Genomic DNA, 12,924 nt, shown 5'->3' with positions numbered 1-12,924 from the left:
AAAACTATAAAATAGATCAGGACAGGTAACTGGTCCGGAGGTTACGTTTAGGATTTTAACATTCTAGACTATGTTAAATGATAATTTTCGTTTTAGACATATTTTATTTTTTGTGATTATGATTAAATCACATTGTCAATCGCGTCTTCCCCATTCACCAATGAAGTTGCCATTGCTGTCAAACTTTTGAACACGATGATTTTCGTCGTCAGATACATACACATAGCCAGATGTATCCACGGCTACGCCTTTGGGAAACTTGAACTCTCCTTTGTCAGAGCCTTTGCGTCCCCATTCACCAATGAAGTTGCCATTGCTGTCAAACTTTTGAACACGGCAATTGCCATCATCAGCTACGTACACAGAGCCAGATGTATCCACGGCTACGCCTTTGGGAAACTTGAACTCTCCTTTGTCAGAGCCTTTGCGTCCCCATTCACCAATGAAGTTGCCATTGCTGTCAAACTTTTGAACACGATGATTCGCATCATCAGCTACGTACACATAGCCATTGGAGTCAACTCCAATCCCATAAGGATGCTTAAGTTGACCATCACTCGAACCTTCTGAACCCCAAGTTGTAATGAAGTTGCCATTGCTGTCAAACTTTTGAACACGATGATTTTCGTCGTCAGATACATACACAGAGCCAGATGTATCCACGGCTACGCCTTTGGGAAACTTGAACTCTCCTTTGTCAGAGCCTTTGCGTCCCCATTCACCAATGAAGTTGCCATTGCTGTCAAACTTTTGAACACGGCAATTGCCATCATCAGTTACGTACACAGAGCCAGATGTATCCACGGCTACGCCTTTGGGAAACTTGAACTCTCCTTTGTCAGAGCCTTCTTCTCCCCATTCTTTTCTAAAATTTCCATTGCTATCAGATTTCTGAATACGATGATTCGCATCGTCAGCTACGTACACATAGCCAGATGTATCCACGGCTACGCCTTTGGGAAACTCGAACCTCATTGCCAATCTTGGTGACTTCATTCAATAAAAAAATATCTATTGCTACCATGTTCTCATATCCAAAACTTCATAATTATGATATAGCTTGTTGTCCATTCTGTGGAGTTCAAATAGAGGAACAATCAGATTCAACTGAAGCCAAATAGATAACAAAATTTTTCTTATTTCCTATTAAAATTAACCCATTCTATCTTATGACATAATCGAGAGTTCTTTTGCAATTGTCTATATATAGTCCTTCATCTTTGTCAATTCGTCTTTGGTGGTGTCCAGTTCTTCTTTTGTCCTTTCGTAGAGTTTTGCCTGTTCCCAAAAACCTTTGAATAAAGATGAGTAATACGATACTGAAGATGGACTATTTGTATGCACTAATCTGCTTATATCCTCAAAACTGTCATCGGTAGAATCGTCTGGAAGTTGTGGCTTTGAAAATTTCAAGCTAAATATTTATCACAGTTCAAATATTCATTTGCATTATGTTTCTTTCACTAACGCCAGCTATTAAGCGAGTCAGTTTGGTCTTTGCCATTGTTTGTTTCTGATACACATTATTCACTTATATTACTGTCAAATAATGCTAGCATGGATGCAGAACAGCCTTTCCTCCCCATCTGCAAAAGTAAGCAAAACTAAGTTAATTGGACTCATTTTAGGTCCAGTTTTGTTTTTCATCCTTCTTGTTATTCCTGCCCCAGAAGGTTTACCAGATCAAGGTAAACTAGTTGCTGGTATAACACTTTGGCTTGTCGTGTGGTGGGTCACCGAAGCTGTTAGTATCTATGCAACTGCTCTATTACCTCTAGCTCTGTTTCCTATAACAGGTGTCTTACCACTACGAGTCGTAGGAGCAGAATACATGAGCCCAATAATTATTCTTCTATTGGGGATGTTTCTGGTTGTTCTCGCAGTTGAAAAATCCGGGTTACAACGAAAAATTGCGTTAGGAATCATTAACATTTTCGGATATTCATCCAAGAGAATAATACTTGGTTTTATGATCTGTACGGCTTTAATTTCCACGGTTATTATGAGCACTACGGTAGCTATTTTGATTATTCCAATGGTTTTCGCTACTCTATCCCTGTTATCTGATAACGGTATTAAATTTAGTAAAAAGTTTAAAGTTAGCCTTTTACTTGGGGTTGCATTCTCCTCTTCAATTGGGAGTATTACAACCCTTATTGCATCCCCTCCTAATCTAATCTATGCAGAAATTGTAAACGAGTTATTCGGCAAAACTATCACATTTGGTACTTGGACTTCGGTAGCTGCTCCACTGGCAATTACAATGTTGATGATATCTATTTTATATTTCACAGCTCAAGTAAGAAAGGAGCAAATGGATGAATCCCTCATTAAGAAGATAATTATCGCTGAAAAAGAAAGATTAGGAAAAATCACAAGGGAGCAGAAGGTCTCATTAATAATTTTGCTATCAGTCTTAATCTTAATGTTCGCGGCTCCATATTGGGCTGGTGATGATTCATATCTTGAAACTGCAGTTATTGCAATTTTTGGGGGTGTAACATTATTTGTGATACCAAAAAATAGAACTGAAAAATTTCTGAACTGGTCAGATGTGCAAAAAGTCCCACTTGGTGTCTTATTTATCCTGGGTGCAGGAATTTCCCTGTCATTAGCGTTTACAACATCTGGCCTTGCTGACTATCTGGGGACCAAATTATCAGTATTAAGCATTCTGCCCTTCCCAGTAATAGTAATTGTTATTGTTTCTATAACAATGATTATAGGTAATACTATGTCAAATACAGCAACGGCAGCTATATTCATACCCGTTGTTGCAAGCATGGCTGCATTAAATCAATGGCCCCCATTACCGTTTCTTGCTGCTATCACATTATCTAGTTCCCTCGCATTCCTCCTACCAATGGGGACTCCTCCTAATGCACTAGTTTATGAACAAGGCAAAATACAGGTCAAAGAGATGATCAAGAATGGAATTGTACTCACCATTGTTGGAATCATTATGATTTCGGTATTTACAATCTACCTATACCCTTTGCTCTTGCCAGAGATATCTTAATGAATTTAAGAAAAGGAAAGAGCAATTAAGAATAAGAGATTAACTGGAAAAGTCATTGCATTATAATCGTAATAGATACGCAACTGTTAATATTATATTATTTTGGGTGCTCCGAATCCCACACTTGTAGTATTTTAGTTTCTTGCTCTAATGTTTCTTTATAACCATCTCTTATTAGATTTCTAACTGTGTTGCTTGAGAAATCAAAAGTCTTATTCGATATAGTATGTGTGTCGTTCTTGCGTTCTATTCTAATTACCTGTTCTACAGAAACCATATGTTCAACCAGATCCGCGTATTTTAAGTGCTTCCCAGTGCTAAAATTTCTAGTATCGGCCTGCCGCTTTAGAATGTCATCTATTAAGGACCTTTTAACATTGTTTTCTTCGGCTAGCTTAATGAGGCTATTAGTGATGTTAACATAGTCGGTCATCAGTAACGCCATCCTTTCATCAAATAAGGTCCTATCATGATACGTCAAGTCATTTTTTCTGTCCACGAGAGAGTCATGATCAGTAGGTAAGGAGTCTTGTTTAATTGGATGTACATTGACTATGAAAACGCGTAGAGGAGGTACTTCAGATTTTCTAATGGAAGCCCAATACCTGCGGTGTTCAATAACGGCCTCTCTAAGTGGAGTATTTGCTATAATGCCACCATCCCAAAAATACCGAACTTTCTTAGTAGTAGGACTATTTACCTCTTCTTTCTGCTGTTCGATTCCGCTTTTAATTCGATTACTACCATTGGTATCTTCGACCTGTAATTTGGTATATTCGTAGTTAACTGGTACTGAACCACTTGCAAGAACAAAGTCAACTTCTATCCCTTCATTATGACTTATTACAAACTCATATCCTCCATGGTCATTGGGTCCCCTTACATATTCAGGACCGTAACGACCATATTCAGTTTTCCGAGTGCCATCCTCCTTTTCGTAACTATCAAATACTACAGTGCTTCCTTCCTGTACGTCGACGCTCACCAGAAGGAGCCGAGGTTCGTTATTTTGGTAACTGGTCGCTATCGGAAACTTTGCAAATTTCTCAAGACTCTTTCTGAGCGGTTCGTTACTATAAAGATACTGAGTATTGACAGGATCCAAAAACCTCCTATCTTCCAACATGTTGGACAGGGTAAATACATTTGGTACTCCTCTAAGCATGAATTGTTTAGTGTCATAATATCTTCTCGCCGATTCGCTTGACGCCAAATCTTTATTAAAATATTGCCAATAATTCCACCATTCATTAAAACTTGGAATTGCATCCATAAAGGATTCCGTAGCCATATATTCCCAGAATTCAATCAGCCGATCCGCAGATCCTTGCCAGCTCTTGTTCTCTTTTATATAACTGACTAGTACGGCTGCATTCATTGCGCCTATAGAGGTACCAGCTACAATATGAAATATCGGTTTTCCTTTCCTACCCAGTTTTACATCCCTCTCAGAAAGCAATTCATAAGTAGCCTTGTAAACGCCAGCCTCATAAGCTCCTAAAGATCCGCCTCCCTGAAATATCAAAGCCCTTTGAAAGTGACTTGTTGTATTCAATCTTTCAACATTGCAATAAGGAAATGGCTACTTTTATAACTTTCATCTTATTTCTAGCTACTTGAAGGTTGTATCTTAAAATATTTCCTGATGGGGATCCGACGTCATCGTAGGATGAACTTGTAGAGGATTGATATTGATACTTTGAGTTTGAAACAGTATTGGTATACTTTTCTTGGGGCTCCTAATTTGATCCTCGCATTCGTGGATAATCAGTTCGTCGCATTTCCGGCTTTTGTCTAGAATGTTATTGCAGGAATAATGGCTTCTAGAGACAAAAGTATTGATGTTAATGCAAAAACTCAAGATAACCTTTTATCCTTTGACATACATAAGTTATACTCCAGTTGATTAAGTCAAATTTGATAAAATCTCTCACCATTTATTCTATGTTTATAATGCATCTGGGAGCTGCTGTTGATGTGAATATAAACGACTCAAAAGTATATTACATGATTACTCCTAAGGAGATATACAACTTGTTTAAGAACCTTACTCCTGATAATTTAGGATCTGGTGACTTTACTAATAACGACAAAGATGATTTACTTAAGGATCCTAGTAATTCTTCAGATCTTCTTTACTGATAACATGAATGTAGAAAGTATTGGATCTAAAAGTAAATTTTAGACAAAGCCTAAGCCAAGTCCAGTTTTTTGAAAACAAATAATTTAATATGATGTGTTTAGTGGCTCTAATAATTTAACGACAAAACTATACCTTGAAAGGGCTCAATCTCTAATATGATTTTTAAAAGAAGCAAGACATTTCTATTAGATTTGGAATTTAGTCTTTATTTCTTCTATCCTGGTTTGTCGACTAGAAACGTTGTCAAAACAATGTCATTCTTAAACAAAGTCAAAAGAAGCGCCACGGCGCGAGTTGAAAGTGGATTCAAAAGCACAACCCACAAGAAAATTTATCAATAAAAAGAAGATTTCAGAATTCATTATAGACTCGTCTAGCCTTAAAAAATAGGGTCTTCTTATATATTGGAGTAGGTTCTAATAAATCGATGTCAAATTATTATGAAAAAAATTTTAAACAAAATATGAGTAATCTTACAATCTTATTATTTTTGGGATTGGGATTCGTATCTCTTATTGTTATGTACATGGAGCCTATTGAGGCATTTGCCCAAGTCACGGATTCTAACCAAGTCAATAAAACTCAAACAGCATCTCTCAATAATACTTTATTTGTGTCAGGTTCTGCAACGGAAAAAGTAAATACCGATTTGGTAACTATCTCGATTGGAGTACAATCTACAAATGAATCTGTCACTGATGCAGTAACATCAAACTCGAAAATAGCAAACGAAATAATCGCTAGTTTAAGAGATAATGGCGTCAAAGAAAATGAGATCAGTACTTCTCAATATAGTATTCAACCTAATTTCAATTTTACTGAAACAGGAAATATGGTAAAAACTGGGTTCACAGTGTCTAACATCGTGACAGTTCAAAGTCCGAACTTTGATAATATTTCATCATGGATTGATTCTGCTGTAACTGCAGGAGCCAATACCATCAATGGGGTGGATTTTAAAGTTTCTGACAAATCGTTAGACAAGGTCAAAAATACACTAATACAACAAGCTATTAGCAACGCCAAACAAAATGCAGATATAGCCTCATCGGCAATAGGGTCTACAATCGTAGGTATCAAATCAATATCAGTTAATACAGATGGATTCAACCCCATGCCTTTTAGCGATCAATTTATGCAAAGATCATTTGCTTCTGGAGCTTCCTCAACTCCTATAATTCCAGGACAACAAGAGGTTTCTGTCAGTGTGCAGATAACCTATCTGCTCAATTAGATGTTAAAAATACTTTATTTTTCTTTGTCCATAAAGATAAAGGGTCTAGCAAACTTTTGTGGATAAACAAACAATATTGTAAGTGCAAACCGATTCATCTTTCTTGTATGAATTAATTTCTTGTGATAATGTCGATTTTTTATAATTGAATCCCTTGTGATAAGACACCCATACAAGAGGGAGCATAAAGAAACTAAGAATGTAACTTTCTCATTGGAGAATCAATTCATATAACTTTTCAGTTAGCTAGGTTCTTTAAGGTTTAAGACAAGATCTGTGAGGTCTATTGTTAAAACCATCAGCGTTAACACAAAAAGCAAATACAGTTGACGAAATATGATAAAGTGGTTAATTTTATTTTACGGGTAAATGCTTTAGATGACACATTGGATAATTCAGGTTCAAAATCCGCTCTATTTAGTTTAATTACTAGATCCTTTGAACTTTAGAGTCTATCAGAATATTTAAGGTTAAATAACCTCTATGTACGGATTTAAAGGAAGTGAACGACTTGATTAGAAAAAAATAGATATTGTATCATCAAATCTTGATAATTTTGATATGTTCTTGTTCTGATTATTTCTTTGTCAAATTAGGAATTATATAATAATCCTAATCGATGATATGCTTCATGGTAACCATACTTTTGAGACTAGAGACTATGAACTAAGTAAACTTATAATGTATGGATTATCAAATCATATATCCATTGAAAATTGTAGTTAGGTATATTATACTATTACTATTCTTCCCTGCTAGTTATAGATGCATTCATTTTCATAGCACTATGTCATTTGTTTTCATTATCGTGGTAATGATGACAACTAAAACAAATATCAAATATCCAATCACAATCATGCCTGTTACCAGAAAAGCATCTCGAAAGGACGATGTGGTATATCAAGGACAAAACCGAGAGTTTTGATGCCTACTATCCTTATGGGTTGAAAAACTGCAAACTTAATCATTCAAAGAATTTGCTGAAACTATTTATCCACCATCATAGCAAGGAGTTAGAAATGCTGAATTGAATAGAGCTGAAAATCATAAAGATCCATATTTTTATGACGAATATATTAAAGAATAACCCGTATAGTCGTCGGGTTCGGTTAAAATCATCAGGATATAACATCGGTTTGATGACAATGGTTACCTAGTTTGTACCGCCATGATGTGTATAACTACTATTGAAAGAGACGTATTATTCATTTTATACAATCATTTGGATTGCCGAATTTGCTTTACCTAATTTCCACGCATTAATATAGTTTGATATGAAATAACTCGTTCCTGACTGCTTTGTGATTTTAGATTCATCCAAATATTTATGTGACGGGATCGTAAGATCTTTTGATTCGAAATCATCTCCGATTGTCGAAGATGATTCAGAAGTTGGTAATTGCGGTCTTGGTATTGATTTCTCATTTACGCCCCCTTTATCACCTGTCAAAATGATTGTCATAATAAACATGGAAACAAAAAGAATTGAAAATATCGATGTTAGTTTCGGCATATGATCAGTATATTGTTGTGAATTGATGTTTTGAAAATTCATAATAATGATTGAAAATCTGGGCTAATAATGTCCACGTTTGTGTTGTAATCAATTGCAATCAATTGCGTTTTTCTGGGTATCATTTCATTATATTATTGGTTGAATAATTCATAAAACCATTCTTACCATGAGACCATGTTAGTAAGCTGTTTCGGTGGGAACAACCCCAAAATTGCTTGCATTTCAACTATTAAGAAAAAATGGGTAAAGTACATACGGAGGATTAGTTGATGTCGTATTAGAATGAAGGTAAAGGTAAATGTTTTTGAACGATGACCATACCTAATACATCTCAAATCCAATCCTTAAGAATTATGCAGGTATTTTCTAGTTTAACACCATTTCTTAATATGACTGAAGTAGTTGTGGGGTAGATATCACATTGGTGAAATTAATATCTTAGGGTTTAAGGATGTATCATGATGGCACGGTTTCTTGCACCATGGACAATTTCTTCTGTCTGTATTGATACAACCACATATATGATCTTCAAGAGAACCTCTTGAAGCCGTTGTAGATTCTTTAATACTGGTACAAGATGAACATATAGTGGTGGTAGTTCCAGATGATACTGTACCGCCACAAATTTCACATGTTTTCATTTCTCCAATTCTACATCGATATTATTGATAAACTCTTTGTCATGTTTAATGATCATCTTCTGTGAATAGCCAAGACAAAGTAATATGATAGGTGTATTATCTAGCAAATAATAAGCCCAAAACAAAAATTACTATGGACTTTATTTATCATTTTATTGTATGAAAAGCCCATGAATTTTTGATACTTGGTAGCCTGAGACATAGTTTTGCTTATGTTTTATTCAAATATTATAAGGTCCGTGTTAGAGTCTAAAATTTGATTATATGACTTAATAGGACATATATTACGGAATCAGAGTATTAGATGTCTTTAACTTGATTACTATTTGTGATACTGTATACGTTGTTTCTTGGATGTGAAAATGAAGAATTTAGGATAGGGTTTTTGGCTTGACTTCTACTCGATATCGTTACCAAAATGAAGAGTTGATTTATAGGGATCAAGTTCCGTATGGTATAAGCGTTTGGTGTGACGAGTAGGAAATTTCACTTGAGTCTATAATAAATTTTTGAAAAGTTTTAAGAGTTTTTGTATTAAATATATCTCTTCAGATTTTTATTGGGCAAGATATTGACTGCAGTATTCAATTGCGAATCGAGTGGCTACGCGGCAAAAATGACATGGAACTATAAGATCCTGATGGTTGGGATTCAGGTTCAGTGGTCATTCTCTTTGAGTGTCAAGTGCTTCAATAAAAATAAATAGATGAATAGGGGAAAATTGCAGACTATTGTCTTATCCAAAGAAAAAAAATATGGATCTAATAGTTAAGTCCAGGGCCCAAAGCAGTGGTTTCATCTGCGAAACAGAAACTTAGTGCATCCTGTTGTGCTTGGGTAAACCCGGGTTGGGCGGCTGCCAAGACGATATTAATTTCGTCCAATACCAATTGTCTGTCGTTTCGAGTCATGACCTCATTTTCCATTAAATCCCATATGCCCTTCATATTAGTTATTGGACCGCTGCCTCCCGCTATATTCTCATTTATTGATGTTAGTTTGTTGTTCTCAGATAGTAAGGAGAAAAAGCTCTGTACACTTTTTGTGTAGTTTTGGGTATCGCCGGTGCTTACCTTTGCTTCTCCAACTATCTTGAAACAATCCGATGTGGTGCTACTAAGGCCTTTGAAATGTGAGTGCATAGGACAAGTATCTATGTTATCATTTGTCCTGAAACAATCATTCGGGTCGTTTCCGGTGCTTTGTGTTACCACAGACAGATCTGAAACATTCCCTGGAGTTAAATGCGGATGTTTACTCAAGCCAGATAATTCCGCTACCACAGACGAATTTGAAAGATTTCCGGAGCTTTGTGCTACCACAGACGAATTTGAAAGATATGTTACTGCTGTGAGTCCGGCTACGGTAAAGGCTAGCACAACGAACAAAGCCACTGCTTTTCCTTTTAGGGATATATTTGTATTAAACATTTCACTAATCTCCAAATCATATCAACACCTATTTAACGACCTCAAAGATACCCATCATGCCAAAGTCCCCATGGAACATCAAGTGGCAGTGATAAACGGCTTTTCCTACAAAATCATCAAACGGTATCCTAATGACCACTTCACCTTCAGTCGGAATAATAACTGTATCTTGGTATCCGTGAGCGTCATATGGTATTCCGTTAACTGACATTACCTGAAAGTCATTTACATGGATATGAAATGGATGAATATTGCCAGATGAGATTTTATCAAGGTTTACTAACTTCCACTCCTCTACAGTTCCAAGCTTCGCTGTTATATCTACTCTGTTAGGATCAAAGGTCGTATTATTTATCTCGTAGATCCAATCTCTATCATTTGATGAGAAATTAAGGACTCGGTGATTAGTTATGTTCGCATTACTCAGGTCTCTGTTTGGAATTAAGCTTGTTGGAAGGATATCTGCAGGTTTTTCATTGGTTTGGTTGCCTTGTATATTTACAGTCGCAACATTCCAATCGTATGGTGCAGTAAAGGGGTTAGCAGGAACTCCTAGTGGAATAGACCCACTCCCGTTGGCAGTCACCAATACATCAAACCGTTTTCCAGAAGGAAAGAAAAGAGATTCATTATTCCATACCTCCCAAACCGGGCTTCCATCTTCTGTTATTACATTGAATGTATTGCCAGGGAGTGTAAGTGTATATTCATTCTCAGATCCGATGTTGGCAAGTCGCCATAACTGAGTCTCTCCAGATGTAATGTTGATAGTCGGGTTGACTTCTCCGTTAACGGTTAGGCTTTCATGGCCTGTCATGGTGTTACTCAAATTATGTGTAGTAACGAATAGATTGTCAAATGGAAAATCCTTCATGGCAATGGCCTGTGTAGTGATATTTTGTAATGGCTCTGGCAATAACTTTTCTAAACCTTCAATAATAAACAAGCCAGACAGACCTGCCGAAACTTGTCCATAAGAAAGCATATGCAAATGTGAATGATACCAATTCGTGCCTGGGTCGTGATCTTTTGGAATATCTAGAACATAATGCAGTGTCTTACCTGGCTCAACATTCAGAAATATATTATCAGAAGTATTTCCAGGAGACACATGAAGTCCATGGAAATGGAGGTTGGTAGACTCATTGAGATTGTTTACCAAGTTAATCTCCACTCTGTCTCCAGGATAGACATGGAAAGCAGGCCCCACGAGAGAACCATTGTATACCATTCCAGTGGTTGTCTTGTTGTCCACTTTACCTATCTTGTAATCTGCAACGAGTGTAGTTTTCAAAACACCGTCTTTGCTGTATACGTCTACGGGCTTTGAAAAGTTCATCCCAGCCAAATGATCCTTATCATTTATTTTTGCTAAATCTTGTTTGGTATAAATATCAGAAAAAGGCAAGGATTGATTTTGGGCTAAAGCATTATAGTTTGAATGATCAAACGCAAACATAGAAATCAGCATTAAAGCAATAATTGAGATGGAAAAAGTGTATGCAAAGCCACGGTTATTAATAGAGGACCTTATTTTGCTTACCATTTAATTAAATCCCACCAAGTATTTTGATCTTTCTAAATGATTTCTTTTATGTTCAATTCTTAAACTGTACTGTTTATTAAAAAAGTAATAGTTATTATTCTGTATCATCAGTGATGCTCGTTTCTTTCGATTGCTATTTATTGCTTGCTATACTTTTTGGTTTTGACCTCATATATTTGCCATAATATGTACGACCTAACCAAAAAATATTAAAAAATGAATAATACATTCATGTATTGATGCATTTAACTATCTATGTAGATACTAACCATTAGAAAATGTAATTATATGATTTATAAAATCATCGGAATAGAATAAACTAATACCATATTGCAGATTAATGAAATTTACACTGCGACTTCGTTTCGATAGATGCAATCATCAAAGTTATCAAGAAAGCCTTCAGTTTTTTAATTTTAATCTTCTATCGTTATTTAATATAAAGATAGTATAACTTGGGAATTATGAACAGAATTTCTGCAAATCCCAGAATTATTACAAGTATTAGGATCTGGACATTAAAACAAGAAATATTTCACTGTGAAGTGTCAGTCACAAGTGTGCTGGCTTTTACAATTCTATGAGGAAAGGCAGCTACTATCCGTATTATTTACTCCTATAATAGTTGAGGTTTCCAGGTTCAGTACTCCAATTGGTTAAACTAAATCGAAAAATTTTGCTGCTCTTATGTGCCATTTACGCAAAGACTTGTAATTCTAATTATATAGTTTTTCAGTGCCATATATTTACTTCCAGTGCCACATAAGAAATGCCCCGTTATCGTTTGCATCAACCTTGACCTTATAGACGGCAATTGAATTCGCTAGGGATGATAGTTCTCCAGTAGCGACTTCATCAAAAATTGCCACGCCCTTACTTTCGTACGTGTCGTTTGGACCATAGGTACCTATTCCTTGGAAATTATAACTTGCCGTATCCATACCATTATGAGACGTTAGACTATAGTTACCTTGGAGATGGACCGTGTTATTATTTCTGAGAGTCTCAGTGTCGTTTCCCACATGAACGACGCTCAAGTTTCCATTGATAATTCCATCATTTGTATGGTTTACGTAAAGATTTGGTTCAGATTCCGATTTTGGCGGCGCAGGATCATGCGAATAGATCTGAACAAAAAATGGACTACCTAAATCAACAGTTGTGGCCAGACCACCTATTGCCTCAGTATTATTGATAGCATATGCGTTCGGAATAAAAAATACTGTAGTATAATTTGAATGATCAAATGCAAACATTACCAGTACAAACATCGAGATGGAAAAAGCGGATAATAATCCATAGGTATTAATGGAGGATCTTATTTTTTGAATCATTTAATTAAATCCACCTTGTTTTGATCTTTCCAGATAATTCCTTTTGAGTTCAAATCCTACA

At 36.0% G+C, this 12,924-nt stretch carries 11 protein-coding genes; 3 read left to right on the top strand and 8 right to left on the bottom strand.

Annotated features, from left to right (window positions below):
- Window positions 1–135 precede the first annotated feature (135 nt).
- Entirely contained in the window at window positions 136–975 is an 840-nt protein-coding gene (locus AAGU22_RS02805; RefSeq protein ID WP_458720721.1) for a 6-bladed beta-propeller, read from the bottom strand.
- 225 nt (window positions 976–1,200) lie between these two features.
- A complete protein-coding gene (locus AAGU22_RS02800) occupies window positions 1,201–1,413 on the bottom strand; it encodes a hypothetical protein (RefSeq protein ID WP_458720720.1) in 213 nt (70 codons plus the stop codon).
- A 148-nt stretch (window positions 1,414–1,561) separates the two neighbouring features.
- Here AAGU22_RS02800 and AAGU22_RS02795 point away from each other — a divergent pair, with 148 nt between their 5' ends.
- The gene (locus AAGU22_RS02795) at window positions 1,562–3,019 is read left to right on the top strand and encodes an SLC13 family permease (RefSeq protein WP_458720719.1); all 1,458 of its coding nucleotides are present in this window, start codon (window positions 1,562–1,564) and stop codon (window positions 3,017–3,019) included.
- A 97-nt stretch (window positions 3,020–3,116) separates the two neighbouring features.
- Here AAGU22_RS02795 and AAGU22_RS02790 read toward each other — a convergent pair whose 3' ends face one another.
- The gene (locus AAGU22_RS02790; RefSeq protein WP_458720718.1) at window positions 3,117–4,574 is read right to left on the bottom strand and encodes a patatin-like phospholipase family protein; all 1,458 of its coding nucleotides are present in this window, start codon (window positions 4,572–4,574) and stop codon (window positions 3,117–3,119) included.
- 362 nt (window positions 4,575–4,936) lie between these two features.
- Between AAGU22_RS02790 and AAGU22_RS02785 the strand changes: the two genes are divergently transcribed.
- On the top strand, window positions 4,937–5,161 hold the full coding sequence (locus tag AAGU22_RS02785; protein WP_458720717.1) for a hypothetical protein: 225 nt from the start codon (window positions 4,937–4,939) through the stop codon (window positions 5,159–5,161).
- Window positions 5,162–5,625: 464 nt separating this feature from the next.
- On the top strand, window positions 5,626–6,396 hold the full coding sequence (locus tag AAGU22_RS02780) for an SIMPL domain-containing protein (RefSeq protein ID WP_458720716.1): 771 nt from the start codon (window positions 5,626–5,628) through the stop codon (window positions 6,394–6,396).
- 1,210 nt (window positions 6,397–7,606) lie between these two features.
- On the opposite strand, the gene AAGU22_RS02775 is transcribed toward AAGU22_RS02780, so the two are convergent.
- The 5 genes from AAGU22_RS02775 to AAGU22_RS02755 form a co-directional block, all read right to left on the bottom strand.
- The gene (locus AAGU22_RS02775; protein ID WP_458720715.1) at window positions 7,607–7,951 is read right to left on the bottom strand and encodes a hypothetical protein; all 345 of its coding nucleotides are present in this window, start codon (window positions 7,949–7,951) and stop codon (window positions 7,607–7,609) included.
- 377 nt (window positions 7,952–8,328) lie between these two features.
- Window positions 8,329–8,553, bottom strand: a complete 225-nt coding sequence (locus AAGU22_RS02770; RefSeq protein ID WP_458720714.1) for a hypothetical protein — start codon at window positions 8,551–8,553, stop codon at window positions 8,329–8,331.
- A 761-nt stretch (window positions 8,554–9,314) separates the two neighbouring features.
- Window positions 9,315–9,983, bottom strand: coding sequence for a hypothetical protein (locus AAGU22_RS02765; RefSeq protein ID WP_458720713.1), 669 nt, complete (start codon window positions 9,981–9,983; stop codon window positions 9,315–9,317).
- A 28-nt stretch (window positions 9,984–10,011) separates the two neighbouring features.
- Entirely contained in the window at window positions 10,012–11,529 is a 1,518-nt protein-coding gene (locus AAGU22_RS02760; RefSeq protein ID WP_458720712.1) for a multicopper oxidase family protein, read from the bottom strand.
- 746 nt (window positions 11,530–12,275) lie between these two features.
- Complete coding sequence (locus AAGU22_RS02755) at window positions 12,276–12,863, bottom strand: hypothetical protein (RefSeq protein WP_458720711.1); 588 nt, start codon at window positions 12,861–12,863, stop codon at window positions 12,276–12,278.
- Between the last annotated feature and the right edge of the window lie 61 nt (window positions 12,864–12,924).

The sequence above is a fragment of the Candidatus Nitrosocosmicus sp. R genome, assembly GCF_054408505.1.
Note: the sequence above shows the minus strand (reverse complement) of the source record. Positions and strands in the feature narration are given on the sequence as shown.

Excerpts from the sequence above, each read along its gene's own strand:
- AAGU22_RS02805 (WP_458720721.1), bottom strand. The coding sequence starts at position 975 with ATGAGGTTCGAGTTTCCCAAAGGCGTAGCCGTGGATACATCTGGCTAT.
- AAGU22_RS02795 (WP_458720719.1), top strand. The coding sequence starts at position 1,562 with ATGCAGAACAGCCTTTCCTCCCCATCTGCAAAAGTAAGCAAAACTAAG.
- AAGU22_RS02780 (WP_458720716.1), top strand. The coding sequence starts at position 5,626 with ATGAGTAATCTTACAATCTTATTATTTTTGGGATTGGGATTCGTATCT.
- AAGU22_RS02775 (WP_458720715.1), bottom strand. The coding sequence starts at position 7,951 with ATGAATTTTCAAAACATCAATTCACAACAATATACTGATCATATGCCG.
- AAGU22_RS02770 (WP_458720714.1), bottom strand. The coding sequence starts at position 8,553 with ATGAAAACATGTGAAATTTGTGGCGGTACAGTATCATCTGGAACTACC.
- AAGU22_RS02765 (WP_458720713.1), bottom strand. The coding sequence starts at position 9,983 with ATGTTTAATACAAATATATCCCTAAAAGGAAAAGCAGTGGCTTTGTTC.
- AAGU22_RS02760 (WP_458720712.1), bottom strand. The coding sequence starts at position 11,529 with ATGGTAAGCAAAATAAGGTCCTCTATTAATAACCGTGGCTTTGCATAC.
- AAGU22_RS02755 (WP_458720711.1), bottom strand. The coding sequence starts at position 12,863 with ATGATTCAAAAAATAAGATCCTCCATTAATACCTATGGATTATTATCC.